Genomic DNA, 25,470 nt, shown 5'->3' with positions numbered 1-25,470 from the left:
AGGGAGCCGCGCGGGGTCCGCGGCCCGGTGGGGGGTGAGCGGCGAGGGTGGTGCCGCTCTGATGGGGTGTCAGGAGCTCGCGGGCAGACCGGTACCGCGGCCCGGAGCACGACGTGGGGAGGAAGTGCCGGATCGGGGCGCGGTGTTCGGCCTGCCTGATGGAACCCGGCCGAGACTGCCAGCAACCGGCGCGAGAATGACAGTGGTCAGACAAGTGAAGGGCTGTCGTATACCCGACATGCCGAATCGCGTCAGCGGGATTTCCGATTTGCCCGCCCGAGGTGCCCGCCGACGGGCCGTTCAAGCCCGTTTCAGGTGAATTGACGGCGACAGCGGGAAGGCGCGGTTCACCCGGAACGTGCGTCAGGAGGAACGTGCGTCACGCGGAACGTGCGCGCGCCGGTGGGCGGCCTCTCACCCCGTCGTCGAGGACCTGCGGTCGAAGGCGAAGAGCTGGCCCTTCGCGTCAGCGGCACAGGCGAGCTGCCGCAGCGGTGCCCCCGCCCGCTTCGTGCCCTCCTCCACGCCGACGCACAGGTCGCTGTGGAGCGGCCGCAGCCGGTATCCGCGGACGGGGCTGCCGACCGGCTCCAGCCGGAACGCCTCGGCCGGGCCGCGCTTGCCGCACTCCTGGTCCTCGACGGGGGCGCCGTCCCACACCGACTTGTCCTGCACGCCTGTGCAGCCCTCACCGAACTTCTGGTGGAACGTCACCAGCCGCCAGCCGCCCTCGATCCGCTTGAGCGAGAAGCGCGGGACCGAGTCCGGTGCGCAGGCTCGCTGGTACAACTGACCGTTCTGGCCGCCGTCCTCGGCGAGGCAGAGACCCGAGTGCACGGCTCGGATCGTCACGGCCCCGGGAGCGGGCGCGGGCCCCGGCCCGGACGCGGCGGCGACGGGCCGGCCGTTCCCCTGCCCCTGACCGCGTCCGTCCTCGTCGCCGTCGCCGTCGCCTGGAAGGACGACGGCCGCGGCCACCGCCGCTGCCGCGACCAGGAACCCGGCGACGGGCAGCAGGGCTCGTGCCCGGCGGCGCGGCCTGGGCGTGGAGGGACCGGATGCGGACGCGGGCGCGGCGGGTGCGCTGTCGGGTGCCTGGGCGGCCCCGCCCACGGCCTCGCCGTCGGCCGTGTCGGCGCAGGACGGGGCGGCGTCCGGTGTCTCTGAGGCCTGCCGCTCCCCGCGGGCCAGCTCCTTGCGCACCCGCAGCCAGGTGTCCAGGTCGCCCGGGTCGCACCCGCACGCCCGCACGAAGGCGGCGACCAGCTCCTCGCGCGGCACCGTGGCGCGGCCGAGCATGTTGGCGACCGTGGAGCGCGGCAGCACGTCGCCCACCGCCTCGGCGCGGGACGTCAGTTCGCGATACGTCAGCCCCGACCAGTCCTTCAGCGCCTGCAGAGCGGCCACGAACTCGGCCGCGTCGGTGGCCCGTTCCGGATCCGGAGCACCGCTCCTGGTCCCCGCCATCCGCTCTCCTTCTGCCGACTCACCAGCTGGGACAGGGTGGGACATGTCCCGGACGGGGAACAGCCTTGCGACGAGGCCCGCGGAACTCAAGAGTGATCTGCGCCAACCGGATTCCGCGCCGACCGCGCGGCCACCCGGGGCGTACGGGGGAAACGGGGGATCACGGGGGATGCGGGGGAAGCACGAGCGGCCCCGACCGTCCGCGGAAGGACGGTCGGGGCCGCTCGTCGGAGAACAGCGGGGGCGGACCGCTCAGAAGACGGACTCCGCCTCGAACACCCGGTCCTCCGGCACGGTCTTCAGCCGCGTGACCGCGTCGGCCAGCGGCACCATCACCACGTCCGTGCCGCGCAGCGCCGTCATCTTGCCGAAGTCGCCACGGTGCGCCGCCTCCACCGCGTGCCAGCCGAAGCGGGTGGCGAGGACCCGGTCGTACGCGGTCGGTGTGCCGCCGCGCTGCACATGGCCCAGGATGACCGGCTTGGCCTCCTTGCCCAGGCGCCGCTCCAGCTCCGCGGCCAGCCGGTTGCCGATGCCCTGGAAGCGCTCGTGACCGAACTGGTCGATCTCGCCCTTGGCGTACTCCATCGACCCCTCGGCGGGGTGCGCGCCCTCGGCGACGCAGACGACCGCGAACTTCTTGCCGCGCGCGAAGCGCTCCTCCACCATCTTCACCAGGTCGTCGACCTCGAAGGGCCGCTCGGGCAGGCAGATGCCGTGCGCACCGCCCGCCATGCCCGACTCCAGGGCGATCCAGCCCGCGTGCCGGCCCATGACCTCGACCACCATCACGCGCTGGTGCGACTCGGCGGTGGTCTTGAGGCGGTCGATGGCCTCGGTGGCGACCATGACGGCGGTGTCGAAGCCGAAGGTGCGGTCGGTGGACGAGATGTCGTTGTCGATCGTCTTGGGGACGCCCACGACGGGCATCCCGGCCTCCGACAGCAGGCGGGACGCGGTGAGCGTGCCCTCGCCGCCGATGGGGATGAGCGCGTCGATGCCGTACTGCTTCGCCAAGTCGGCCGCGTTCTCGGCGGCTTCGCGCAGGCGGCCGCGTTCCAGGCGGGTGGAGCCGAGGATGGTGCCGCCGCGCGCGAGGATGCCGCCCACCGCATTGAGGTCGAGGGGGCGGTAGTGGCCGTCGAGCAGACCACGGAAGCCGTCCTCGAAGCCGATGACCTCGTCGCCGTGGCCGGTCAGGGCGCGGTGTACGACCGACCGGATCACTGCGTTCAGGCCAGGACAGTCGCCGCCTGCGGTGAGAACTCCGATACGCATCGTGCCGTGTCTCCTGCTCGTCGTGGTACGTGTGAGCCCGGTCCGATTGTCCCACGGTGCCCGAACCGCCCGCGCGCTCCCAGCCGCCTCCGGAAGGCCGGGCCGTACGGTGCCCGACGGGCGCTCTATCCATCCTCAGGGGTATTGTCAAGAGGGCAATGCCGCCCCGGGCGGTTTTTCTGCACGCCCGCATCCGGTCGGCCGCCCGCCCGCGGCACGGCCGGTACGACGTACCGGAACGACGCTATGGACGGGAGAGCACGCGTGACGCGCAGCGTGTACGTGACCGGGATCGACCGCGGAGACGGACGGCAGGTGGTCGAGCTGGGGGTCATGGAGCTCCTGACCCGCCAGGTGGACCGGGTGGGCGTCTTCCGCCCGCTCGTCCACGACGGCCCCGACCGGCTCTTCGAGCTGCTGCGGGTGCGCTACCGGCTCTCCCAGGACCCGGCGTCGGTGTACGGCATCGACTACCACGAGGCGGCGGCGCTGCAGGCCGAGAAGGGCACCGACGAGCTGGTCTCCGCCCTGGTCGAGCGCTTCCTGCGGGTGGCCAGGGACTACGAGGTGGTCCTGGTCCTCGGCACGGACTACGCGGGCACCCAGCTCCCGGACGAGCTGGCGCTGAACGCACGGCTGGCGAACGAGTTCGGCGCCTCGGTGATCGCGGTGGTCGGCGGCAAGGGCCAGACCCCGGAGGCCGTACGGGCGGAGACCCGCAACGCCTACCGCGCCTACGAGGGACTTGGCTGCAACGTCCTCGCCATGGTCGCGAACCGGGTCGTGCCCGGCGACCGCGCCGCGATAGCCGAGCGGCTCGCCGCGCGTCTCCCGGTCCCCTGCTACGTGCTGCCCGACGAGCCCGCGCTCGCCGCCCCCACGGTCTCCCAGATCACGCACGCCCTCGGCGGCACCGTGCTGCTCGGCGACGACTCCGGCCTCGCGCGCGACGCCCTGGACTTCGTCTTCGGCGGCGCGATGCTGCCGAACTTCCTCGGCGCCCTGACGCCCGGCTGCATGGTGGTCACGCCGGGCGACCGCGCCGACCTCGTGGTGGGCGCGCTCGCCGCCCACTCCGCGGGCACCCCGCCCATCGCCGGCGTGCTGCTGACCCTGAACGAGCGCCCGAGCGAGGAGATCCTCACCCTCGCCTCCCGCCTCGCCCCCGGCACGCCGGTGGTGTCGGTCGCCGGCAACAGCTTCCCCACGGCCGGCGAACTGTTCGCTCTCGAGGGCAAGTTGAGCGCCACCACGCCCCGCAAGGCGGAGACCGCGCTGGGCCTGTTCGAGCGCCACGCGGACACCGCGGACCTGCTGGCCCGGCTCGCGGTCGCGCGCAGCGGCCGGGTGACGCCGATGATGTTCGAGCACGAGCTGCTGGAGCAGGCCCGTGCCGACCGCCGCTGCGTCGTACTGCCCGAGGGCACGGAGGAGCGGGTGCTGCGCGCCGCCGACGTGCTGATCCGCCGCGACGTGTGCGACCTGACGCTGCTCGGCGACACCGAGCAGATCCGCAAGAAGGCCGCCGACCTCGGCATCGACCTCGCGCCGGCCCAGCTGATCGACCCGCAGACCTCGGAGCTGCGCCAGACCTTCGCCGAGCGGTACGCGGCGCTGCGCGCGCACAGGGGCGTGACGGTGGAGCTGGCGTACGACGTGGTCGCGGACGTCAACTACTTCGGCACGCTCATGGTCGACGAGGGCCTGGCCGACGGCATGGTGTCGGGTTCGGTCCACTCCACCGCGGCGACGATCCGCCCGGCCTTCGAGATCATCAAGACCAAGCCCGAGGCGTCGATCGTCTCGTCCGTCTTCTTCATGTGCCTGGCCGACCGGGTGCTCGTGTACGGCGACTGCGCGGTCAACCCCGACCCGGACGCCGAGCAGCTCGCGGACATCGCGATCCAGTCGGCGGCGACGGCCGCCCGCTTCGGCGTGGAGCCGCGCATCGCGATGCTGTCGTACTCCACGGGCACGTCGGGCTCGGGCGCGGACGTGGACAAGGTCCGCGAGGCGACCAAGCTGGTCCGTGAGTCCCGGCCCGACCTGCGGACCGAGGGCCCGATCCAGTACGACGCGGCGGTCGAGCCGTCCGTCGCGGCGACGAAGCTGCCCGACTCGGAGGTGGCGGGCCGGGCGACCGTCCTGATCTTCCCCGACCTGAACACGGGCAACAACACGTACAAGGCCGTCCAGCGCTCGGCCGGCGCCGTGGCGGTCGGCCCGGTGCTGCAGGGTCTGCGCAAGCCGGTCAACGACCTGTCGCGCGGCGCGCTCGTCAGCGACATCGTCAACACGGTCGCGATCACCGCGATCCAGTCCCAGGACCCGTCGACGGCTCAGGAGCTTCCCGCATGACCCGCACCGCCACCCGCGTTCTCGTCCTCAACTCCGGCTCGTCGTCGGTGAAGTACCAGCTGCTGGACATGCGCGACAGCACCCGGCTGGCGGTCGGCCTGGTCGAGCGGATCGGCGAGTCCACCTCACGCCTGGTGCACACCCCCCTGGCCGGCGGCGAGAGGCGGGAGCGCACGGGCGCGATCGCCGACCACTCGGCCGCGCTGAAGGCGGTCGCCGACGAGCTGGCGCACGACGGTCTCGGCCTGGACTCCCCCGAGCTGGCGGCGATCGGCCACCGGGTGGTGCACGGCGGCCTGCGGTTCACCGAGCCGACCGTGATCACGGACGAGGTGATGGCGGAGATCGAGCGTCTGGTCCCGGTCGCCCCGCTGCACAACCCGGCGAACATCACCGGCATCCGTACCGCGCAGGCGCTGCGGCCGGACCTGCCGCAGGTCGCGGTGTTCGACACCGCGTTCCACACGACGATGCCCGAGCCGGCCGCCCGGTACGCCATCGACGTCGAGACGGCCGACGCCCACCGGATCCGCCGCTACGGCTTCCACGGCACCTCGCACGCCTACGTGTCGCGGGCGACGGCGGCGTTGCTGGGCAAGGACCCGTCCGAGGTGAATGTCATCGTGCTGCACCTCGGCAACGGCGCGTCCGCCTCCGCGGTGGCGGGCGGCCGCTGCGTGGACACCTCGATGGGGCTGACCCCCTTGGAAGGGCTCGTGATGGGTACGCGCTCCGGGGACATCGACCCGGCGGTGACGTTCCACCTCATGCGGGTGGCGGGAATGTCGGCCGACGAGATCGACGTCCTGCTCAACAAGAAGAGCGGCCTGGTGGGCCTTTGCGGGGACAACGACATGCGGGAGATCCGCCGCCGTGTCGACGCGGGCGACGAACGGGCCAAGCTGGCGTTCGACATTTACGTCCACCGGCTGAAGAAGTACATCGGGGCGTACTACGCGGTACTCGGCCGGGTGGACGCGGTCGCTTTCACGGCCGGCGTCGGTGAGAACGCCGCGCCGGTGCGGGAGGCTGCGATCGCCGGCCTGGAGCAGCTGGGCCTCGCGCTGGACGCCGGGCTGAACGCCGTGCGCTCGGACGAGGCGCGGCTGATCTCGCCGCGGGGCGCACGGGTCGCCGTGGCCGTGGTCCCGACCGACGAGGAGCTGGAGATCGCCCGACAGACCTTCGAACTGGTGCGAGAAAGGGTGAACGCCTGAGCGGCATGGCGCCCATTTGTACATTCCACCAGACGGAATATTCCGCAGGGAAACAAACCGATAGGATCCGCCTTATGCGCCGTTCCAAAATCGTCTGCACACTGGGCCCCGCCGTCGACTCCTACGAGCAGCTGAAAGCGCTCATCGAGGCCGGCATGAACGTGGCCCGTTTCAACATGAGCCACGGGACCCACGCTGAGCACGAGGAGCGGTATCACCGCCTGCGTCAGGCGTGCGAGGAGACGGGACACGCCGTCGGCGTGCTGGCCGACCTCCAGGGTCCCAAGATCCGCCTGGAGACCTTCGCCGAGGGACCGGTCGAGCTGGTCCGCGGCGACGAGTTCACCATCACCACCGAGGACGTCCCCGGCGACAAGTCGATCTGCGGTACCACGTACAAGGGCCTGCCCGGAGACGTCTCCAAGGGCGACCAGGTCCTGATCAACGACGGCAACGTCGAGCTGCGCGTCGTCGAGGTCGACGGGCAGCGGGTCAAGACGATCGTCGTCGAGGGCGGCGTGATCTCCGACCACAAGGGCATCAACCTGCCCGGCGCGGCGGTCAACGTCCCTGCCCTGTCCGAGAAGGACGTCGAGGACCTGCGCTTCGCGCTCCGCATGGGCTGCGACCTGGTGGCGCTCTCGTTCGTCCGCGACGCGAGCGACGTCAAGGACGTCCACAAGGTGATGGACGAGGAGGGCCGCCGGGTCCCGGTCATCGCCAAGGTGGAGAAGCCGCAGGCCGTCGCCAACATGCAGGACGTCGTGATGGCGTTCGACGGCGTGATGGTGGCGCGCGGCGACCTGGCCGTCGAGTACCCCCTCGAGCGGGTCCCGATGGTGCAGAAGCGGCTCATCGAGATGTGCCGCCGCAACGCCAAGCCGGTGATCGTGGCGACCCAGATGATGGAGTCGATGATCACCAACTCCCGTCCCACCCGCGCCGAGGCGTCCGACGTGGCCAACGCGATCCTGGACGGCGCGGACGCGGTCATGCTCTCCGCGGAGTCCTCGGTCGGCGCGTACCCGATCGAGACGGTCCGGACGATGTCGAAGATCGTCGTTGCCGCGGAGGAGGAACTGATCTCCAAGGGCCTCCAGCCGCTGGTCCCGGGCAAGAAGCCGCGCACCCAGGGCGGTTCGGTGGCCCGCGCGGCGTGCGAGATCGCGGACTTCCTGGACGGCAAGGCGCTGGTGGCCTTCACCAAGTCAGGCGACACGGCCCGCCGCCTGTCCCGCTACCGCGCGTCCCAGCCGATCATGGCCTTCACGACGGACGAGTCCACCCGCAACCAGCTGTCGCTGAGCTGGGGCGTGGAGTCCTTCCTGGCGCCGTTCGTGGAGACGACGGACGCGATGGTGGACCTGGTGGACGCGGCACTGCTGAAGCTCCAGCGCTACAACGAGGGCGACACCATGATCATCACCGCGGGCTCCCCTCCGGGCGTCCCGGGCACGACGAACATGGTCCGGGTGCACCACTTGGGCGGTCAGTCGAAGTCCTGACACTCCCTCGCTCGACGGGCGGCCTCCGGTGGGAACACCGGGGGCCCCTGCTGCGCGGCGTTCACGAAGGCCTGGCCGTCCCGCTCGTCGACGCGGCGCACCCGGACGCACTGCGGGCCGCACCCCCGAAGGGGTGCGGCCCGCAGTTCTTTTCGCGGCTCCCGGTGGTTCCGGTCCTCTCGGGTCGCTCTACGCGCCCGTGAAGTAGTTGTGCAGTCCTGGGACCGTCAGCGTGCCGCCGAACTGGCCGGCCTGCGTGACCTTCACGTCGGTGAAGACGGCGAACGGGACATTCAGCGGCGGCGGTGTCTCCGGGCTGAACGTCACCGGGATGAGACCGAAGAGGTTGCCCTTCAGCTCCTCGGTGTACATCGTGACCTCGCCGTCGCGGATCGTCGAGGTGGAGCCCTTGTCGGCCTCGACGTGCGCGATCGTGCCGTTCGGGCCTTGCACCAGCTGGTGCAGGTCCTTGATGTCGACGCCCGTCGCCGTGAACTTCAGGACCTTCTTGATCTTTCCGCTGCCCGTCCTGACCTCGACGATGCCGTGGTAGTCCAGGCCGTTCAGGGTGAGCCGGGTGCTCTCCAGGATCCACGGCTCGTCCGGGAGCAGCGGACGGCCCGGTTCCAGCTCCGCGGCGGCGAGCGCCTCCGGGTCCGGGGTCGGGCACGGGAAGCGCGGCTTGGCGCCGTCCGGGATGTCCTCGTCAGCCTTCGGGTCGAGCCCCTTGGCGTCCTCGTCCAGCTCCTCGACCGTCGCGCCGACCTTGTCGGCGGCGTCCTTGATCGCTTCCTTGGACGTGTCGACCGTGTCGTCCACCACGTCGCCCACGGCGTCGGCGGGCTTCTCCGTCGGCGTCTCGGACGGCGTCACGGACGGCGTCTCGGAGGGCTCGTCGGCCGGCTCGGTGCTCGCACTCTCAGTTGGCGTCGGCGTCGGCGTCGGCGTCGGGCTGGTCTCCGGCTCCATGTCGGGGCCGTCGAACAGGTCCTTGAGCGCGTCGCCCACGCCCAGCGGGTCCAGCGGGTTCCTGGTCTCGCTCGGAGTCGGCTCCGGTGACACGGCCTCCGCGGTCTTGTCGGCCGTGTCCGCGGACGGGCTCTCGGACGGCTTCGGCTTCAGGACGTCCGTGAGGGACGTGTCGCTCGGCGTCGGCTCCGGCTTCGCGCTCTCGGAGGGCGACGGCGTCTCGGACGGCTTCGCCGACTCGGAGGGCGACGGGGACTCGGACTCCGCCGGCTCGTCCGAGCGGGTCACGCACGGACCGGGCGCGAACGGGATGTCCTTGTCGTCGGCGAGCGCCAGCTTGGGGGTGAGGCCCATGCCCACGAACACGGCGGTGGGCATCGCGGCCAGGGCTATGGCCTTGCTCGCGGGCAGCTGCATCCTGGTCAGCAGCGACTTCTTGGGGGCGGCGTGCCGCGGCCCTTTCCTCTCGCGCGAACCGTCGCCGCCCGCGCCCGCGGTCAGCGGTGGTGTCACGTCACCCGGCACTGTTCCTCCCGCCGTTGCCTTCGATGGTTGTCTCGTGTGCGGCCGCGCCGTAGCCGTCCCACTGCTCGGGCACGCCGGGAATCTCCACGTCGCTCGGCATTGCGGTCTCGTCGGCGGACGGCACGGCTGTCGCCGCCGCGGGCTTCCCCGGCACCCACGACAGAGCGAGCGCGCCACCGATGAGAGAGAACAGGAAGCCGACGATGAACCCGCCCAGGTTGGCGATCGGGATGGAGATCAGTGCCAGGAGAATCGTGGCTATGCCCGCGAACACCCTGACGATGTGGTGGAACCACATCGTCAGACCGAGCGTGACCAGCAGTACGCCGATGATCAGGGAGCCCGCGCCCGCCGTTGTCGCCATCGACAGGGTCATGTGACCGAGCTTGAAGGTCGCATACGGGAAGTAGGCGATCGGGATTCCGCCGAGCAGGGTGAACAGGCCGGCCCAGAAGGGCCGCTGTCCCCGCCAGTTGCGGAAGTTCCGCCGAACGACGCGGACGACGTGCTCGTCCCGCCCCTGTGACACTGCAGACTCGGCGCTCATGGAAAACAGCTCCCTGGTACTGGCGTTGCTGTGTGAAGAGAGTGGCGGGCGGGCGAAGCTGCCAGAGTTTCACCCGCCCGCCCGGACGGGATGACCGTCAGTAGCACTCGACCTTGGGTCCGTCGCCCTTGTGCAGGCGCATGCTCAGACCGCTCAGTTCGAAGGTGCCGGCGGTGGTCGCCCACGCCTTCTGCTCGACACCGGTCAGCGTGGCCACATCGGCCTGCTGTCCGAAGCCGTTCGGCAGGATGGACTTGTCCTTGACCTCAGGACCCTTGCCCGTGCCGGGGTTGTCCGTGTCCTTGGCCGCGACGCCGATGTCGATGTTCTCGAACTTGGCGTCCGCGTCCAGTTCGGACACGTCCAGGTAGAGGTTCTCCGCCTTGACGTCCTTGCCCTTGTCACCTGCGGTCAGCCGCAGGGTGACCTTGCCGACGAACGGCACGTCGGTGACGACCGACTGGCACATCTTGGTGATCGAGGCGTTCTTGAAGGTCGAGATCGCGACGGGACGCGCGACCTTCTCGTCACCCTTGAGGTCCTTGTACCCCATGTCGACGCCGCCGTACTGGGAGAACCCATGTCCGACGAGCTTGCCTGCGGTGACCTTGAATTCCTGGCCGGACACAGCGAACGACGCGGCGAGCGCGCCCTGTGCCAGGCCGATGCCTATCGCGGCCGTCGCGGCCACACTCGGCACCATGACCAGGGCGAACCGCTTCCATCTGGTTCCGCCACGAGCCACAGACTCCATGACTTTCCTCCTTCTCGGACGTACATCTCCGGTCCGGGCCCTCGGGCCCGTCCTGGGATGGGAGAAGTGCTACGTCCTCGGGAAGGAGAGCGCCTGTACTTTCAGGCGCTGCTGCGTCCGAAACACCGGCGATCACCCCCGAGCGACAACCACTGGCCGCACTCTCGCGCAACCGGTCGGACAGGCCCTGCCGGTCAGCAGGAACCCCCCTGTCCGCGGCCGGCGCCACTGCCGCCGACCGGCCCGGTGGGGACCCAACGGACCGCGGCACGGCTGGAAGCCGGGCGGGTGCGGTATTGGACCGAGCGTCGCCGATCGTGGTCCATTCCAAGCCCGGATACAAGGGGGTTCGTTACTCACTAGTAACGGCCTGATAACCACGTCACGACCGCGCGGCGTCGACCGAGCACACAGGGTGCCACCCGACGAGGGAGCAGAGGGGAGATTGCCGTCAATAAACGGACAGAACCAGCGGGCTGTTGTACTCGGAGTAACAGCCGTTCACATTGCCAAGTTTTGGTAAAGCACGGCTGCGTTTTGTCACTGTGTCGCCAAATCGGCGGTGGTGCCGCGCCCGGCACCACCGCCGCAAAACCATTCAGACAAGGCGCATTCGGGCGCCGTTGTCAGAAGGTCTGTCAACGTGCGTCAGAAGAGCACCCGCGCCAGCGCCTGACGCGACGCCGTCACCCGCGGGTCCTCGGGACCGACCACCTCGAAGAGTTCGAGCAGCCGCACCCGCGCAGCGTCGCGGTCCGCGCCCGCCGTGCGCCGCACGGCCTCCACGAGCCGGCCGAACGCGTCCTCCACGTGACCGCCGACCAGGTCGAGGTCGGCCGCGGCGATCTGGGCCTGCACGTCGCCCGGGTTGTCGGCGGCGTCCCGGCGGACCTTCTGCGGGTCCATGTCCCGTACGCGGCCGAGCAGTTCGGCCTGGGCGAGGCCCAGCTTGGCCTCGCTGTTGGCCGGATCGTCCGCCAGCACGTTCTTGTACGCCTGGATCGCGCCGCCAAAGTCACCGGCGTCGAGCGCGTCCATGGCCGCACCCAACAGCGCGTCGTACGGGCCCGCCGGAACGGGGGCCTCGACCGCCTCGCCCGAGGCGTCCGGGTCCACGGTGATGCCGGTGAGCCCGAAGCGCTCCTCGGCCACCTGGATCAGCTGGTCCAGCGTCTGGCGGATCTGCGCCTCGGGGGCCGCGCCCTGGAAGAGGGGCAGTGCCTGGCCCGCCACCACGGCGAAGACCGCCGGGATGCCCTGGACACCGAACTGCTGCATCAGCATCTGGTTGGCGTCGACGTCGATCTTGGCGAGAACGAACCGGCCGTTGTACTCCTTCGCGAGGCGGTCCAGGAGCGGGCTGAGCTGCTTGCACGGCTCACACCACTCGGCCCAGAAGTCGATGACGACCGGGACCTCAGTGGAACGCTGCAGGACGTCGCGCTCGAAGCGCGCCTCGTCGGTGTCGATCACCAGCGCGGCGGGCGACACGGCACCGCCGCCACCCTGCCGGGCGGACTCCGCGCGGGCCTGCTCCGCCTTCGCCTTGGCCTCTGTGGCCGCCTTCACCGCGGCGAGGTCGACGACGCCGCTCATGGACATGTTCCTAGGCTGCATGGGTACATCCTCCCCCTTCCGCGCGCGCATGTGAAAAACCGGCCTTGCGGTCGGCCGAACGGCGCCGGGTCCCCACCTCGGCGCCTGTGGTCGTCGCTCCGCGCCCGGCCGCTCGGACCAGGCTTTCGCTACGGGTCGTAGCGTATCTGCATCCTGTTCGACGCGTGTGAGATTTCCCGTGAACTGCCTCACAGCAATCTGCTTACCGGCCGGTATGGTCTCGGGCATGCCCAGCACCGCCCACCCCGAACCCACACGTAAGGGTCGTACGGGACGGCCCCGCAGCGCCGAGACCGACGCCGCGATCCTGGCCGCGACCCGTGCCGCGCTCGTCCAGCTCGGCTGGTCGAAGCTGACGATGGGGGATGTGGCCTCCCGGGCCGGAGTCGCCAAGACCACGCTCTACCGCCGCTGGACCAACAAGAACGAGCTCGTGGTCGACGCCGTCGCCGTGCTCTTCGACGAGCTCGAACTCCCCGACCGGGGCAGCCTCGCCGCCGATGTGGAGGGTGTGGTCCTCCAGTTCGGGGACCTGCTCGCGCAGCCGGAGACAAAGACCGCGCTCATGGGCGTCGTCGCGGAGTCCACGTGCGACGACGCGCTGCGCGGCCGGATCCGCGAGGCGATCGTCGAGCGGCAGAAGCGGCTGGTGGTGGAGGGCCGGGAACGCGCACAGGCCCGGGGCGAGCTTCCGTACGACGACGACCCCGTGGCGGAGGCCCGCACCACGGACCTGATCTTCGACGTGGTGGCGGGCGCCGTGGTCCACCGGGCGCTGGTGAGCGCGGAGCCGGTGGACGAGGAGTGGGCGCGCCGGTTCACCTCCCTGCTGGTGTCCGGCCTCGGCGCGCTCTCGGCCTGACGGCCGTGGACCGACGTCCCCGCGCCCGGCTGCCCCGGCGGCCGGGCGCGCCCGGCCACGCCGGACCGAGGCCGGATGACCGTCACCGGGCCGGGCCGGGCCGAGGTCAGGCGACCGTTGGCCCGCCCGCCCGAGGCCGGGCGGCCGGATTCGGTACCCGGCCCCGGCCCGTGCATGCGGCGCGAGCCGGCCGTCAGAAGCCCGGCGGCTCCGTGTAGACGCCCCACTCGTCGCGCAGCGCCCCGCAGATCTCGCCGAGAGTCGCCTCCGCGCGGACGGCGTCGAGCATCGGGCCGATCATGTTGGAGCCGTCGCGCGCGGCGACGAGCATCGCGTCCAGCGCGGCCCGCACCGCCGCGTCGTCGCGCCGGCCCTTGCGCTCGCCGAGCACGCGGACCTGCTCCCACTCGACCTCGTGGCTCACCCGGAGGATCTCCAGGTCGCCCGTGACCGAGCCGGTGGCGGTGTTGACGCCGACGACCTTCTTCTCGCCCTTCTCCAGCGCCTGCTGGTAGCGGAAGGCGGACTCGGCGATCTCGCCGGTGAACCAGCCGTCCTCGATCCCGCGCAGGATGCCGGACGTCATCGGGCCGATGGGGTGCCTGCCGTCCGGGTGGGCGCGCAGTCCGCGCTCCTTGATCTGCTCGAAGATCTTCTCGGCGTCGGCCTCGATCCGGTCGGTGAGCTGCTCGACGTACCACGAACCGCCCAGCGGGTCCGCGACATTGGCGACGCCGGTCTCCTCCATGAGCACCTGCTGGGTGCGCAGCGCGATCTCGGCGGCCTGCTCGGAGGGCAGCGCGAGGGTCTCGTCGAGGGCGTTGGTGTGCAGCGAGTTGGTGCCGCCGAGGACGGCGGACAGGGCCTCGACGGCGGTGCGCACCACGTTGTTGTACGGCTGCTGGGCGGTGAGCGAGACGCCGGCGGTCTGGGTGTGGAACCGCAGCCACTGCGCCTTGTCCGTCTTCGCCCCGTACACCTCCTTCATCCAGCGGGCCCAGATCCGGCGCGCGGCACGGAACTTGGCGATCTCCTCGAAGAAGTCGAGGTGCGCGTCGAAGAAGAAGGACAGGCCGGGCGCGAAGGTGTCCACGTCCAGACCGCGGGACAGCCCGAGTTCGACGTAGCCGAAGCCGTCGGCGAGGGTGTACGCGAGCTCCTGGGCGGCCGTCGCGCCGGCCTCGCGGATGTGGTAGCCGGAGACGGACAGCGGCTTGTAGGCGGGGATGCCCTGCGCGCAGTGCTCCATCAGGTCGCCGATCAGGCGCAGATGGGGCTCGGGCTGGAACAGCCACTCCTTCTGCGCGATGTACTCCTTGAAGATGTCCGTCTGCAGGGTGCCGTTGAGCACGGCCGGGTCGACGCCCTGGCGTTCGGCGGCGACCAGGTACATGCAGAAGACCGGGACGGCCGGGCCGGAGATGGTCATCGACGTCGTCACGTCGCCGAGGGGGATGTCCTTGAACAGGACCTCCATGTCGGCGGCCGAGTCGATGGCCACACCGCAGTGGCCGACCTCGCCGAGCGAGCGCGGGTCGTCGGAGTCGCGGCCCATCAGCGTCGGCATGTCGAAGGCGACGGAGAGCCCGCCGCCGCCGGCGGCCAGGATCATCTTGTAGCGCTCGTTGGTCTGCTCGGCGTTGCCGAAGCCGGCGAACTGGCGGATGGTCCACGTGCGGCCCCGGTAGCCGGTGGGGTGCAGCCCGCGGGTGAAGGGGTACTCACCGGGCCAGCCGATGCGCTCGAATCCTTCGTAGGTGTCCCCGGGCCGCGGCCCGTAGACGGGCTCGACCGGGTCCCCGGAGAGCGTGGTGAAGTCGGCGTCCCGCTTGCCGGCCTTGTCGTAACGGGCCTGCCAGCGTCGGCGGCCTTCCTCGATCGCGTCAGCGTCCATGCTTCAAATTTACTAGGACGTCCTAGTAAATGTCGACGCCTGACGGCCGCGAGCCCCTGCTCGCGGCCGTGACCAGGTATTACGCCTCGGCCTTGACCGGGGTCGCGCCGTCCGTGACCAGGGCGCGGGCCTCGCGGGTCACCTTCGGCTCGACGAAGAAGGAGGCGAACGGGATGCAGCCGGCGGCCAGCACCCACAGCAGCTTGCCGAACGGCCACTTCGCCTTGGAGCCGAGGTCGAAGGCGAAGATCACGTAGATGATGAACAGCACACCGTGGATCTGCGAGATCAGCATGGTGTCGCCGGTGTCGAACCCGTACTTCAGGACGATGGCGCCGGTGAACACGAGCAGCCACACGGCGGTGATGTAGGCCATCACCCGGTAGCGGGTCAGCACATTCGCTTTCATGGCATCGAGCGTAACGGGGCGCAAGGGGCGATCTTCGCCCGGGTTGCCGGGCTACTTCTCCTCGAAGTCGTGCGCCGCAACCCGCAGCGGCCGCAGCATCGCGAAGATCTCGGCGCACTCCTCGTCGTCGTACACGCCGAGCCCGAAGTCCATCGCCATCAGCTCGCGGGTGGCCGCCTCCACGACCTCGCGGCCCTTGTCGGTGATGGAGGCGAGCGTGCCGCGTCCGTCGTTGGGGTTGGGACGCTTGTCGACCAGGCCGGACCGCACCAGGCGGTCGACGGTGTTCGTCACGGAGGTCGGGTGCACCATCAGACGCTCGCCGATCTTGGACATGGGCAGTTCGCCGGCCTTGGAGAAGGTCAGCAGCACCAGCGCCTCGTAACGGGCGAAGGTCAGTCCGTACGGCTTGACCACGGCGTCGACCTCGGCGAGCAGGATCTGGTGCGCGCGCATGATGGAGGTGATCGCCGCCATCGACGGCACGGGGCCCCATCGCTGCTGCCAGAGTTCGTCGGCGCGGGCGATCGGGTCGAAGGGGAGGCTGAGCGGCTTCGGCACGGCAGAGACCTTACCGACTGGTCATATCGTGGTCAGCCCTGTCTCGCTCTTCGGTCCCGGTTGCCGGTGCGGTTGCCGCTCCGGCGGCGGTCCGGCCGGCTTCCCGGCCCTCCCGGCGCACTCCCGTACCAGGAGGAGCGAGCACGGGAAACCCCCGGCCGCACCGGCCGGGGGTTCGCGGAGCGAGCGGCGCTCAGCTGCTCAGGTGCCGCTCGACGGTGTCGACCTTGGAGGTGAGGCCGTCGGTGACGCCGGGGCGGATGTCGGCCTTCAGGACGACCGAGACGCGTGGAGCGCGGGCCTCGACCGCGGCGACGGCGCGCCTGACCACGTCCATCACCTCGTCCCAGTCGCCTTCGACCGAGGTGAACATCGCGTCCGTACGGTTGGGCAGTCCGGACTCGCGCACCACGCGGACGGCGTCGGCGACGTACTCGCCGACGTCCTCACCGACACCCAGGGGCGTGACGGAGAAGGCGACGATCATGCGTCGACCTTGCCTTCCCGGCGGGCGCGGGAGGCGATGACGGCGGCCTCGGCCTCGCGCTTGAGCTTGCGCTCGGCGAAGAAGCCGCCGAACGGCAGGACGGAGAGCACGAAGTAGAGCGCCGCCGTCTTCAGGCTCCACTTGGTGCGGTTCCAGGCGTCCAGCCAGAACAGGACGTAGAGGATGAAGAGCACACCGTGGATCGCACCCATGACCGGGACCGCGTTGAACTCCGTCGTCCGCTTGAGCACCGAGCAGACGAGCAGCAGCAGGAACGACACGGCCTCCGGCGCGGAGACCAGGCGGAGGCGGTGGAGGGAGGAGGCGGTCTTGATGTCCACGGAAGGCACCTTCGACGTCGGGCGGGCATGACGGGCGGGCGATCTTGTGAACGAATGCACAAGCGCCGTCCCCCATTGTGGCAGCTCTCTTCGCCAAGCCTTTGTCAGGGTCCGAGTCCTCCCCGGGAATGCTGTCCGCAGGCCGAATGACCGGTTAACGTCAGCCCGTGGCAACGTTCCGACTCCAAGGCAGCAAGGTGCTCGCCGTCGACATGACCGGCGACGCCGTCAAAGCGAAGAACGGCTCGATGGTCGCGTACGACGGCCAGATGGCGTTCAAGAAGATGTCCGGCGGCGGTGAGGGCATCCGCGGGATGGTGACCCGCCGGCTCACCGGCGAGCAGATGGAGATGATGGAGGTGAAGGGGCAGGGCACCTGCTACTTCGCCGACCGCGCCAGTGAGATCAATCTGGTGCACCTGCACGGGGACAAGCTCTACGTCGAGTCGAGCAACCTGCTGTGCACCGACGGCGGACTGCGCACCGGCACCACCTTCACCGGCCTGCGGGGCGCCTCGCAGGGCAACGGCCTGTTCACGACGACCGTCGAGGGCAGCGGCCAGGTCGCCGTCATGTCGGACGGCCCGGCCGTCGTCCTGCGGGTGACGCCCGCCTACCCGCTCTCCGTCGACCCCGGCGCCTACATCGCCCACCAGGGGAACCTGCGCCAGGACTTCCAGTCCGGTGTGACGTTCCGCACCTTCCTGGGCGAAGGCGGTGGCGAGGCGTTCCAGATCCGCTTCGAGGGCGACGGGCTCGTCTACGTCCAGCCCAGCGAGCGCAACACGGTGGGAGGGGACGTCTGACATGCCGTTCCGCGAGATCAACTCGAAGATGGTCGAGGCGACGATCGCTCCCGGCCAGAAGATGTTCAGCCAGCGGGGCGCGATGCTCGCCTACCAGGGCGAGGTGTCCTTCACCCCGAACATCCAGGGCGGCCAGGGCGGGCTGGCGTCGATGATCGGCCGCCGCGTGGCGAACGAGGCGACGCCCCTGATGACCGTCGACGGCCGCGGCACGGTGCTGTTCGGCCACGGCGGCCACCACATCCAGGTGATCCAGCTGACCGGCGACACGCTCTACGTGGAGGCCGACCGGCTGCTCGCCTTCGACGGGACGCTGCAGCAGGGCACGATGTTCATGGGCTCCCAGGGCGGGGTCATGGGCATGGTGCGCGGGCAGGTCACCGGCCAGGGTCTGTTCACCACGACACTCAAGGGCCACGGCGCGGTCGCGGTGATGGCACACGGAGGAGTGATCGAGCTGCCGATCACCCCGGGCCGGGCCGTCCATGTCGACCCCCAGGCGTACGTCGCGCACCACGGCGACGTACGCAACAAGCTCTCCACGGCGCTCGGCTGGCGCGACATGGTGGGGCGCGGCTCGGGCGAGGCGTTCCAGCTGGAGCTCAGCGGCAGTGGTGCGGTGTACGTCCAGGCGTCGGAGGAGAAGCTGTGAGCACGCCCGTCATTCTCGACCCGACGACCCTGCCGAGCGACGACAATGTCAACGCGCACACGTTCTGCGTGGAGCTCAAGGGCAGCCAGTGGTTCCTGCAGAAGGGCAAGATGATCGCCTACTACGGGCGCATCGACTTCAACGGAATCGGCCACGGCCGCCTCGACCGGCTGATGCGTACGTCGTTCCACTCGCCGTTGCACGCGGGCGACTGGGTGGTCGCCGAGGGCAGCGGCAAGATGCTGCTCGCCGACCGCGCCTTCGACGTGAACTCCTTCGACCTCGAGGACGGGAACCTCACGATCCGGTCGGGGAACCTGCTCGCCTACCAGCCGACGCTGGCTCTCAAGCAGTCGATCGTGCCGGGCTTCCTGACCCTGATCGGCACGGGCAAGTTCGTGGCCGCCTCCAACGGGCCGGTGGTGTTCATGGAGCCGCCGATCAGGGTGGATCCGCAGGCACTGGTGGGCTGGGCGGACTGCCCCTCCCCGTGCCACCACTACGACCACGGCTACATGAAGGGCGTGATGGGCGGGCTGCGGGCCATGACCGGGATCGGCGGGGTGTCCGGCGAGGAGCACCAGTTCGAGTTCGTGGGGGCGGGTACGGTGCTGCTGCAGTCGAGCGAGGCGCTGATGCAGGAGCAGGCGACGGGCGCGGTGACACCGGAACCGGGCGTTCCTGGGAACGGCGGGCCCATAGTCGGCGCGGGTCAGCACGGTTCGTCACCGCGCCTTCCCGGCCAGCTCGGGGACCTCCAGCGTCGCTTCGGCCTGTGAGCGGTAGTCTGCGGAGTGTGACGTCGAACGTCTGCGCACCTTGTGCGGCCTTCGGGTTGCGGTGGGTGCCGGACGTCACACCCCCCAACTTCGTCCGCTTTTCAACTTCTTAGGTAGAATCCATATATGGAGACCGAGACGGCCACTCGCTGGCTGACCGATGACGAGCAGTGCACCTGGCGCACGCATCTGGAGGTCAACAAGCTTCTGATGCACCAGCTCGAGAAGGACCTCCAGCCGTTCGGCCTGACCAACAACGACTACGAGATCCTGGTCAACCTCTCCGAGTCGGCGGACCAGCGCATGCGCATGAGCGACCTCGCCGCGGCCACGCTGCAGTCCAAGAGCCGCCTCTCGCACCAGATCACCCGCATGGAGAACGCGGGCCTCGTCCGGCGGGAGAACTGCGAGTCGGACCGGCGCGGTCTGTACGCGGTCCTGACCGACCAGGGCATCGCGACGATGCAGAAGGTCGCGCCGCACCACGTCGCCTCCGTGCGCAAGCACTTCATCGATCTGCTGACGCCCGAGGCCCTCGCCGACCTGCGGGAGTCCTTGACTCCGGTCGCCGAGCACCTGCGCGGACGGCGCGGCAAGCTCTGAGCGACGGAGCCGAGCGACCCGGGGCCGCCACCCCGGCCCGCGCCCGCCCTACGAGGGCTCCGCGGCACGCGGCAGGCTCAGCTCGAACAGCGCTCCTCCCGCCGGGGAACGGCTCACCGTGAGCGTTCCCCCGTGGCGCTGCGCCACATCCCGGGCGATGGCCAGGCCCAGCCCCGCACCGCCCTCGTCCCGGCTGCGGGCGTCGTCCAGGCGGACGAACCGCTCGAAGATCCGCTCCCGCTGGTCCTCGGGCACGCCCGCCCCGTCGTCACCGACCGCGAACACGACCCGGCCGCGTTCCGCCCGTACGGACGCGGTGACCGAGGTGGCCGCGTGGCGCTGCGCGTTGTCCAGCAGATTGCCCAGCACCCGGACCAACTGACCGCGAGATCCGGCCACGCCGAACCCCTCGTCGGCGCTCACGGAGACCGGCACCCGCTCGCCCGCCCGCTGCGCCACCTCCTCGCGCAGCAGCCGCGCCGCGTCGAGGCGCGTCTCCCCCGGCCGCTCCCCCGCGTCGAGGCGCGCCAGCAGCAACAGGTCCGCGGCGAGCTGCTGGAGCCGTACGGTGTCCTCCACCGCGCCCGGCACGTCCAGCAACTCGGGGTGCGCCGCGCCCACTTCGAGCTGGGTGCGCAGCGAGGCGATGGGGCTGCGCAGTTCGTGCGAGGCGTCCGCGACGAACCGGCGCTGCCGCTCGACCGACGCCTCGAGCGCGGCCAGGGTCTCGTTGGTCGTACGTGCCAGGCGGGCCACCTCGTCCCGCGAGCCGGGCTCCGGGACGCGGCGGGAGAGGTCCTCGGAGGCGGTGATGGCCGCCATCTCCCTCCTGATGTCCTCCACGGGCCTCAGGGCCCGGCGGGTCACCAGCCAGGTCACCGATCCGACGACCGCGAGGAGCAGCGGCAGGCCGACCAGCAGCGCGTCGCGGACGGTGCCCACGGCCTCCTGCTCGGTCGCCAGCGGGGCGCCGGCGTACACGGTGTAGGTCCGCTGCTCCCGGCCGGAGGTCACCTCGACGGCCGCGAACCGGTAGTCGGCGCGTTCGCCGTCGACGGTGGCGCTGCCGGAGGTGAACCGCGGGGCGCCGTTCGCCACCTCTCCGCGGGCCGGGTCGTCGTCGTCATCGTCGTCGTCATCGCCGCCGGGCGACGTGGGCGCCGAGGGCTGGGGCGCGACAGCGGTGCTCGACGTCCCGGAGACGGCGTCCAGGCCCTCGCTGACGGCGGCCACCCGCCCGCCCTCCTCGACGACCTGCACGGGCCGTTCCTCGTCGTCCGGCAGCTCCAGACGGTCCAGCGGCGTGTCGAGGGCGATCTGGGAGGCCACCTCCCGAGCCACGACCTCGGCCTGCAGGTCCGTCCGGTCGATGAGGTTGGAACGCAGCGCCAGCAGCACGGCCGCGCCGGCGGCGATGAGCGCGACGGCGACGACGAGGGTGGCGCCGAGCGCGGCGCGTGCCCGTACGGACCTCATGACGCCGCCACCAGGCGGTAGCCGGCGCCGCGCACGGTCTGGATGCGGGCGGCGCCGAGCTTGCGGCGCAGGGAGCTGATGTACACCTCGACGATGTTGGGATCGCCCTCGTAGGCGAAGTCCCAGACGTGTTCGAGGATGTCGGGCTTGCCGACGACCTCTCCGGCGCGGGTCGCCAGCTGCTCCAGCACCGCGAACTCCTTGGCCGTCAAGGTCGCTTCGTCCTCCCCGCAGAACACCCGTCGGGCGGCCGTGTCCACGCGCAGGTCGCCGACGGCCAGCACGGGCGAGCCGCCGGCCCGGCCGCGGCGGCGCAGCAGGGCCTTCACGCGGGCGACGAGAACGACGTACGAGAAGGGCTTGGTCAGGTAGTCGTCGGCGCCGGTGTCGAGCCCCTCGGCCTCGTCGTACTCGCCGTCCTTGGCGGTGAGCATCAGGATGGGCACGTCGTGACCGGCGGCGCGCAGGGCGGCGCAGACCCGGTAGCCGTTCATGCCGGGGAGCATGATGTCGAGCACCACGAGGTCGTGCACGCCCTCGGCGGCGCGGTGCAGCCCCTCCAGGCCGTCGTGGACGACGTCCACGGCGTATCCCTCGGCCGTCAGCCCGGCGGCGAGGGACAGGGCGAGCCGCTTCTCGTCCTCCACGATCAACAACCTCATGCGCTCAGGGTCGCAAACCGTGGCTGAAGATCTCTTCAGGTGGCTTCAGGCCGCGTTCAGCATCGCGCGGCGAGATTGGTTCCTGTCGCAACCGGCGACGAACGGACGACTCGGGAGGAACCCTCATGAAGCGCAACCTGGTGATCGCGACCGTCGCGGCGGCCGTGCTGGTGGGCGGCGGCGCGTACACGGCGGTGGCGGTGGCGGCCGACGACGGCACGTCGGCGTCCGCGCCGGCGTCGCGCTCGGTCCAGGACCGGGACGACGACCGGGACGACGACCGCGCCGAGCGGCCCGCGGGCGGGTTCGGCGCCGCCGAGGCCGTGGCGGCGGCCCTGAAGCACACACCGGGGACGGTGGCCTCCGTGGACCTCGACGACGACGGAGCGGGCCACTGGGAGGTGGACGTCGTCGGCCAGGACGACGACCGCGAGCACGAGCTGAACGTCGACGCGAGGACCGGTGCGGTGCGGGCCGACGACCGGAACGACGACGACCGCGACGACGACCGTGCCGCGCTGCGCGCCGCGTCGGTGGACGCCCGCGAGGCGCTGGAGGCCGCGCTGAGGTCCCACCCGGGCGCGACGGTGACGTCGGTCGACTTCGACGACGACCGGGGCGACCACTGGGAGGTCGAACTCCACGAGGGCAAGGGCGCGGACGACGAGGCCGAGGTGGTGGTCGACGCGAGGACTGGTGACGTGTCGCGGGAGAGGGCTGCGGCAGACGACGACGGCGCGGACGACTGACGCGAAGCTTTCCCCACCCCGCCCTCCCTCTACGGCCGCCAGGCCGTAGAGGGAGCTTGAGGACACCGCGCGAAGCGCGGTACCGGGGCCTGGGGCGGAGCCCCGGTTCGGGAAGGGGGCGGGGGTGGGGAACAAGCCCGCCGCGGGCGCGGCGGCCCCGCGCACAAGCCCGCCCCCGGCTACGACTGCGTCAGGCCCGCAACCAGTTCGTCCGCCGCCCGGTACGGGTCCAGCTCGCCCGCCACGATGCGCGCCGCCAGCGCGCCCAGACGGCGGTCGCCGTGGAGGTCTCCGATGCGTTCGCGCAGGGCCGTGACCGCGATCGTCTCGACCTCCGTCGCCGCCCGGCGCGCACGGCGCTCCGCGAGGACGCCGTGCTCCTCCATCCACGCCCGGTGCTTCTCCAGCGCCTCGACGACCTCGTCCACGCCCTCGCCGCGCGACGCGACCGTCTTGACGATCGGCGGCCGCCAGTCGCCGGGGCCGCGGGCCTCGCCGAGGCCCAGCATGTGGTTCAGCTCCCGGGCCGTCGCGTCCGCGCCGTCCCGGTCCGCCTTGTTGACGACGTACACGTCGCCGATCTCGAGGATTCCCGCCTTGGCCGCCTGGATGCCGTCGCCCATGCCGGGAGCGAGCAGCACCACGGAGGTGTCGGCCTGGGAGGCGATCTCCACCTCCGACTGGCCGACGCCCACCGTCTCGACGAGGATCACGTCGCAGCCGGCCGCGTCCAGGACACGGATCGCCTGCGGCGCCGCCCAGGCCAGGCCGCCCAGATGGCCGCGGGTGGCCATCGAGCGGATGTAGACGCCCGGGTCGGAGGCGTGGTCCGACATCCTGACGCGGTCACCCAGCAGCGCCCCGCCCGAGAACGGCGACGACGGGTCGACGGCCAGGACGCCGACCCGCTTCCCGGCCCGCCGGTAGGCGGAGACCAGTGCCGAGGTGGAGGTGGACTTGCCGACGCCCGGAGAGCCCGTCAGCCCGACGACGTAAGCCCCGCCGGTCAGCGGCGCCAGCGCCGCCATGACCTCACGGAGTTGCGGCGCCGCCCCCTCCACGAGTGAGATCAGCCGGGCCACGGCCCGCGGCCGGCCCTCCCTCGCCTGGGCGACCAGCTCGGGGACGTCCACCATGGTGCTGCTCCGATCCTCGTCGGGTACCGACTGTCCTACTTGGCCGGGACGCGGACGATCAGCGCGTCGCCCTGACCGCCGCCGCCGCACAGCGCGGCCGCACCGACGCCGCCGCCGCGGCGCTTGAGCTCGAGCGCCAAGTGGAGCACCACACGCGCGCCGGACATGCCGATGGGGTGGCCGAGCGCGATCGCGCCACCGTTCACGTTCACCTTTTCCGGCGAAACGCCCAGGTCCTTCATTGACTGGTGGGCGACCGCGGCGAAGGCCTCGTTGATCTCGATGAGGTCGAGGTCGGAGACCTCCAGGCCCTCCTTCTTCAGGGCGTGCCGGATGGCGTTGGACGGCTGCGACTGCAGGGAGTTGTCGGGGCCGGCCACGTTGCCGTGGGCGCCGATCTCGGCGATCCAGTCCAGGCCCAGCTCCTCGGCCTTGGCCTTGCTCATCACGACGACGGCAGCGGCGCCGTCCGAGATCTGCGAGGAGGTGCCCGCGGTGATCGTGCCGTCCTTCGTGAACGCGGGGCGCAGCTTGCCCAGCGACTCGGCGGTGGTCTCGGCGCGGATGCCCTCGTCCTTGGAGAACAGGATCGGGTCGCCCTTGCGCTGGGGGATCTCGACGGGCGTGATCTCCGCCTCGAAGAGGCCGTTCTTCTGCGCCGCGGCGGCCCGCTGGTGGGAGAGCGCCGCGATCTCGTCCTGCACGTCGCGCGGGATGCCGAGGCGGGTGTTGTGCTTCTCCGTCGACTCGCCCATGGCGATGTTCTCGAAGGCGTCGGTCAGGCCGTCGTACGCCATGGCGTCGAGCATCTCGATCGCGCCGTACTTGAAGCCCTCGCGGGAATTGGGCAGCAGGTGCGGCGCGTTCGTCATGGACTCCTGGCCGCCGGCGACGATCACGTCGAACTCGCCGGCACGGATCAGCTGGTCGGCGAGCGCGATGGCGTCGAGACCGGACAGACACACCTTGTTGACGGTCAGGGCCGGGACGTTCATCGGGATTCCGGCCTTGACCGCGGCCTGACGGGCGGGGATCTGGCCGGCGCCGGCCTGGAGCACCTGCCCCATGATCACGTACTGCACCTGGTCGCCGCCGATGCCCGCACGGTCGAGGGCGGCCTTGATGGCGAAGCCGCCGAGGTCGGCGCCGGAGAAGGACTTGAGCGAGCCGAGCAGACGGCCCATGGGCGTACGGGCACCCGCGACGATCACGGAAGTGGTACCGGTCGTTCCAGACATGTGCACGATCCCCTTTCAGCCGCAGCTGAGGAGTGAACGAGGGTTTACTCAAATGTACTGAGCGGTACGGTCGCCGGTCACCCGTCGGCCGGTGTGATCGCGCGCACGTTGCGTAACCGGGCACCGGGGCGCTGCACTGGAGCAATGCTGACGCGAATCGACCACATCGGAATCGCCTGTTTCGACCTCGACAAGACCGTCGAGTTCTACCGCGCGACCTACGGCTTCGAGGTCTTCCACTCCGAGGTCAACGAAGAGCAGGGCGTGCGGGAGGCCATGCTCAAGATCAACGAGACGTCCGACGGCGGCGCCTCCTACCTCCAGCTCCTGGAGCCCACCCGCGAGGACTCCGCGGTGGGCAAGTGGCTGGCCAAGAACGGCGAGGGTGTGCACCACATCGCCTTCGGCACGGCGGACGTCGACGGCGATGCCGCGGACATCCGCGGCAAGGGCGTACGCGTCCTCTACGACGAACCGCGCATCGGCTCCATGGGGTCGCGCATCACCTTCCTGCACCCGAAGGACTGCCACGGCGTTCTCACCGAACTCGTCACCTCCGCAACGGAGCACTGACCGAC

The 25,470-nt window shown here is 70.8% G+C and carries 25 protein-coding genes; 10 read left to right on the top strand and 15 right to left on the bottom strand.

Features of this window, described 5'->3' with window-relative positions:
• Window positions 1–414 precede the first annotated feature (414 nt).
• Window positions 415–1,467: an XRE family transcriptional regulator gene (locus HW130_RS02270; RefSeq protein WP_177147644.1), complete on the bottom strand. Its 1,053-nt coding sequence runs from the start codon at window positions 1,465–1,467 to the stop codon at window positions 415–417.
• A 252-nt stretch (window positions 1,468–1,719) separates the two neighbouring features.
• Complete coding sequence (locus HW130_RS02265) at window positions 1,720–2,745, bottom strand: ATP-dependent 6-phosphofructokinase (protein WP_177147643.1); 1,026 nt, start codon at window positions 2,743–2,745, stop codon at window positions 1,720–1,722.
• 264 nt (window positions 2,746–3,009) lie between these two features.
• Here HW130_RS02265 and pta point away from each other — a divergent pair, with 264 nt between their 5' ends.
• The 3 genes from pta (at window position 3,010) to pyk (ending at window position 7,825) form a co-directional block, all read left to right on the top strand.
• Window positions 3,010–5,103 (top strand): phosphate acetyltransferase, encoded by a 2,094-nt coding sequence (pta, locus tag HW130_RS02260; protein WP_177147642.1) that lies wholly within the window; start codon window positions 3,010–3,012, stop codon window positions 5,101–5,103.
• Window positions 5,100–6,320, top strand: coding sequence for an acetate kinase (locus HW130_RS02255; protein WP_177147641.1), 1,221 nt, complete (start codon window positions 5,100–5,102; stop codon window positions 6,318–6,320). The genes pta and HW130_RS02255 overlap by 4 nt, the downstream gene beginning before the upstream one ends.
• Window positions 6,321–6,394: 74 nt before the next feature.
• Window positions 6,395–7,825, top strand: a complete 1,431-nt coding sequence (gene pyk, locus HW130_RS02250; protein ID WP_177147640.1) for a pyruvate kinase — start codon at window positions 6,395–6,397, stop codon at window positions 7,823–7,825.
• 189 nt (window positions 7,826–8,014) lie between these two features.
• On the opposite strand, the gene HW130_RS02245 is transcribed toward pyk, so the two are convergent.
• The 4 genes from HW130_RS02245 to HW130_RS02230 all read right to left on the bottom strand — a co-directional run bounded on the left by HW130_RS02245 (window position 8,015) and on the right by HW130_RS02230 (window position 12,237).
• Entirely contained in the window at window positions 8,015–9,307 is a 1,293-nt protein-coding gene (locus HW130_RS02245; protein WP_309140292.1) for a hypothetical protein, read from the bottom strand.
• A 1-nt stretch (window position 9,308) separates the two neighbouring features.
• Entirely contained in the window at window positions 9,309–9,866 is a 558-nt protein-coding gene (locus HW130_RS02240) for a DUF6114 domain-containing protein (RefSeq protein ID WP_177147638.1), read from the bottom strand.
• Window positions 9,867–9,963: 97 nt separating this feature from the next.
• Window positions 9,964–10,620, bottom strand: a complete 657-nt coding sequence (locus tag HW130_RS02235) for a DUF6230 family protein (protein ID WP_177147637.1) — start codon at window positions 10,618–10,620, stop codon at window positions 9,964–9,966.
• 648 nt (window positions 10,621–11,268) lie between these two features.
• Window positions 11,269–12,237: a tetratricopeptide repeat protein gene (locus HW130_RS02230; RefSeq protein ID WP_177147636.1), complete on the bottom strand. Its 969-nt coding sequence runs from the start codon at window positions 12,235–12,237 to the stop codon at window positions 11,269–11,271.
• 226 nt (window positions 12,238–12,463) lie between these two features.
• Between HW130_RS02230 and HW130_RS02225 the strand changes: the two genes are divergently transcribed.
• On the top strand, window positions 12,464–13,099 hold the full coding sequence (locus tag HW130_RS02225; protein WP_256355782.1) for a TetR/AcrR family transcriptional regulator: 636 nt from the start codon (window positions 12,464–12,466) through the stop codon (window positions 13,097–13,099).
• 193 nt (window positions 13,100–13,292) lie between these two features.
• Here the strand turns inward: HW130_RS02225 and HW130_RS02220 are convergent, their stop codons facing one another.
• The 5 genes from HW130_RS02220 to HW130_RS02200 all read right to left on the bottom strand — a co-directional run bounded on the left by HW130_RS02220 (window position 13,293) and on the right by HW130_RS02200 (window position 16,791).
• Window positions 13,293–14,993 (bottom strand): methylmalonyl-CoA mutase, encoded by a 1,701-nt coding sequence (locus HW130_RS02220; protein ID WP_177147634.1) that lies wholly within the window; start codon window positions 14,991–14,993, stop codon window positions 13,293–13,295.
• Between the two features lie 79 nt (window positions 14,994–15,072).
• Window positions 15,073–15,402 (bottom strand): DUF3817 domain-containing protein, encoded by a 330-nt coding sequence (locus HW130_RS02215; protein ID WP_177147633.1) that lies wholly within the window; start codon window positions 15,400–15,402, stop codon window positions 15,073–15,075.
• Window positions 15,403–15,453: 51 nt separating this feature from the next.
• Window positions 15,454–15,963 (bottom strand): MarR family winged helix-turn-helix transcriptional regulator, encoded by a 510-nt coding sequence (locus HW130_RS02210; protein ID WP_177147632.1) that lies wholly within the window; start codon window positions 15,961–15,963, stop codon window positions 15,454–15,456.
• Window positions 15,964–16,156: 193 nt separating this feature from the next.
• Window positions 16,157–16,450, bottom strand: a complete 294-nt coding sequence (locus HW130_RS02205) for an MTH1187 family thiamine-binding protein (protein ID WP_177147631.1) — start codon at window positions 16,448–16,450, stop codon at window positions 16,157–16,159.
• On the bottom strand, window positions 16,447–16,791 hold the full coding sequence (locus HW130_RS02200) for a DUF3817 domain-containing protein (protein WP_177147630.1): 345 nt from the start codon (window positions 16,789–16,791) through the stop codon (window positions 16,447–16,449). The genes HW130_RS02205 and HW130_RS02200 overlap by 4 nt, the downstream gene beginning before the upstream one ends.
• 167 nt (window positions 16,792–16,958) lie before the next feature.
• Between HW130_RS02200 and HW130_RS02195 the strand changes: the two genes are divergently transcribed.
• From HW130_RS02195 to HW130_RS02180, 4 genes are all read left to right on the top strand, one after another.
• Complete coding sequence (locus HW130_RS02195) at window positions 16,959–17,597, top strand: AIM24 family protein (protein WP_177147629.1); 639 nt, start codon at window positions 16,959–16,961, stop codon at window positions 17,595–17,597.
• A gap of 1 nt (window position 17,598) precedes the next feature.
• Window positions 17,599–18,249, top strand: coding sequence for an AIM24 family protein (locus tag HW130_RS02190; protein ID WP_177147628.1), 651 nt, complete (start codon window positions 17,599–17,601; stop codon window positions 18,247–18,249).
• Window positions 18,246–19,028 (top strand): AIM24 family protein, encoded by a 783-nt coding sequence (locus HW130_RS02185; RefSeq protein ID WP_177147627.1) that lies wholly within the window; start codon window positions 18,246–18,248, stop codon window positions 19,026–19,028. Before HW130_RS02190 ends, HW130_RS02185 begins: the two co-directional genes overlap by 4 nt.
• A gap of 126 nt (window positions 19,029–19,154) precedes the next feature.
• Complete coding sequence (locus tag HW130_RS02180) at window positions 19,155–19,631, top strand: MarR family winged helix-turn-helix transcriptional regulator (protein WP_177147626.1); 477 nt, start codon at window positions 19,155–19,157, stop codon at window positions 19,629–19,631.
• 48 nt (window positions 19,632–19,679) lie between these two features.
• On the opposite strand, the gene HW130_RS02175 is transcribed toward HW130_RS02180, so the two are convergent.
• Together HW130_RS02175 and HW130_RS02170 are read right to left on the bottom strand one after the other, a co-directional pair.
• Window positions 19,680–21,107, bottom strand: coding sequence for a HAMP domain-containing sensor histidine kinase (locus HW130_RS02175; protein WP_177147625.1), 1,428 nt, complete (start codon window positions 21,105–21,107; stop codon window positions 19,680–19,682).
• The gene (locus HW130_RS02170; protein ID WP_177147624.1) at window positions 21,104–21,769 is read right to left on the bottom strand and encodes a response regulator transcription factor; all 666 of its coding nucleotides are present in this window, start codon (window positions 21,767–21,769) and stop codon (window positions 21,104–21,106) included. Before HW130_RS02170 ends, HW130_RS02175 begins: the two co-directional genes overlap by 4 nt.
• Window positions 21,770–21,894: 125 nt before the next feature.
• Here HW130_RS02170 and HW130_RS02165 point away from each other — a divergent pair, with 125 nt between their 5' ends.
• Window positions 21,895–22,518: a PepSY domain-containing protein gene (locus tag HW130_RS02165; RefSeq protein WP_177147623.1), complete on the top strand. Its 624-nt coding sequence runs from the start codon at window positions 21,895–21,897 to the stop codon at window positions 22,516–22,518.
• 179 nt (window positions 22,519–22,697) lie between these two features.
• Here HW130_RS02165 and meaB read toward each other — a convergent pair whose 3' ends face one another.
• Both meaB and HW130_RS02155 read right to left on the bottom strand, forming a co-directional pair.
• On the bottom strand, window positions 22,698–23,654 hold the full coding sequence (gene meaB / locus HW130_RS02160; protein WP_177147622.1) for a methylmalonyl Co-A mutase-associated GTPase MeaB: 957 nt from the start codon (window positions 23,652–23,654) through the stop codon (window positions 22,698–22,700).
• Window positions 23,655–23,689: 35 nt separating this feature from the next.
• Window positions 23,690–24,892, bottom strand: coding sequence for an acetyl-CoA C-acetyltransferase (locus HW130_RS02155; RefSeq protein ID WP_177147621.1), 1,203 nt, complete (start codon window positions 24,890–24,892; stop codon window positions 23,690–23,692).
• A 144-nt stretch (window positions 24,893–25,036) separates the two neighbouring features.
• Here HW130_RS02155 and mce point away from each other — a divergent pair, with 144 nt between their 5' ends.
• Window positions 25,037–25,465 (top strand): methylmalonyl-CoA epimerase, encoded by a 429-nt coding sequence (gene mce, locus HW130_RS02150; RefSeq protein WP_177147620.1) that lies wholly within the window; start codon window positions 25,037–25,039, stop codon window positions 25,463–25,465.
• Window positions 25,466–25,470: the final 5 nt, after the last annotated feature.

It is taken from the genome of Streptomyces sp. PKU-EA00015, from assembly GCF_013387495.1.
Lineage (GTDB): Bacteria > Actinomycetota > Actinomycetes > Streptomycetales > Streptomycetaceae > Streptomyces.
This window is presented reverse-complemented; position numbering and strand designations above follow the sequence as displayed.

Bases quoted from the DNA above. Each gene is read 5' to 3' on its own strand.
- HW130_RS02240 (WP_177147638.1), bottom strand. From the start codon at position 9,866: ATGAGCGCCGAGTCTGCAGTGTCACAGGGGCGGGACGAGCACGTCGTC.
- HW130_RS02215 (WP_177147633.1), bottom strand. From the start codon at position 15,402: ATGAAAGCGAATGTGCTGACCCGCTACCGGGTGATGGCCTACATCACC.
- HW130_RS02165 (WP_177147623.1), top strand. From the start codon at position 21,895: ATGAAGCGCAACCTGGTGATCGCGACCGTCGCGGCGGCCGTGCTGGTG.
- HW130_RS02270 (WP_177147644.1), bottom strand. From the start codon at position 1,467: ATGGCGGGGACCAGGAGCGGTGCTCCGGATCCGGAACGGGCCACCGAC.
- HW130_RS02170 (WP_177147624.1), bottom strand. From the start codon at position 21,769: ATGAGGTTGTTGATCGTGGAGGACGAGAAGCGGCTCGCCCTGTCCCTC.
- mce (WP_177147620.1), top strand. From the start codon at position 25,037: ATGCTGACGCGAATCGACCACATCGGAATCGCCTGTTTCGACCTCGAC.
- HW130_RS02235 (WP_177147637.1), bottom strand. From the start codon at position 10,620: ATGGAGTCTGTGGCTCGTGGCGGAACCAGATGGAAGCGGTTCGCCCTG.
- HW130_RS02180 (WP_177147626.1), top strand. From the start codon at position 19,155: ATGGAGACCGAGACGGCCACTCGCTGGCTGACCGATGACGAGCAGTGC.
- HW130_RS02205 (WP_177147631.1), bottom strand. From the start codon at position 16,450: ATGATCGTCGCCTTCTCCGTCACGCCCCTGGGTGTCGGTGAGGACGTC.
- HW130_RS02220 (WP_177147634.1), bottom strand. From the start codon at position 14,993: ATGGACGCTGACGCGATCGAGGAAGGCCGCCGACGCTGGCAGGCCCGT.
- HW130_RS02255 (WP_177147641.1), top strand. From the start codon at position 5,100: ATGACCCGCACCGCCACCCGCGTTCTCGTCCTCAACTCCGGCTCGTCG.
- HW130_RS02175 (WP_177147625.1), bottom strand. From the start codon at position 21,107: ATGAGGTCCGTACGGGCACGCGCCGCGCTCGGCGCCACCCTCGTCGTC.
- HW130_RS02155 (WP_177147621.1), bottom strand. From the start codon at position 24,892: ATGTCTGGAACGACCGGTACCACTTCCGTGATCGTCGCGGGTGCCCGT.
- HW130_RS02225 (WP_256355782.1), top strand. From the start codon at position 12,464: ATGCCCAGCACCGCCCACCCCGAACCCACACGTAAGGGTCGTACGGGA.
- meaB (WP_177147622.1), bottom strand. From the start codon at position 23,654: ATGGTGGACGTCCCCGAGCTGGTCGCCCAGGCGAGGGAGGGCCGGCCG.
- HW130_RS02190 (WP_177147628.1), top strand. From the start codon at position 17,599: ATGCCGTTCCGCGAGATCAACTCGAAGATGGTCGAGGCGACGATCGCT.
- HW130_RS02230 (WP_177147636.1), bottom strand. From the start codon at position 12,237: ATGCAGCCTAGGAACATGTCCATGAGCGGCGTCGTCGACCTCGCCGCG.
- HW130_RS02265 (WP_177147643.1), bottom strand. From the start codon at position 2,745: ATGCGTATCGGAGTTCTCACCGCAGGCGGCGACTGTCCTGGCCTGAAC.
- pyk (WP_177147640.1), top strand. From the start codon at position 6,395: ATGCGCCGTTCCAAAATCGTCTGCACACTGGGCCCCGCCGTCGACTCC.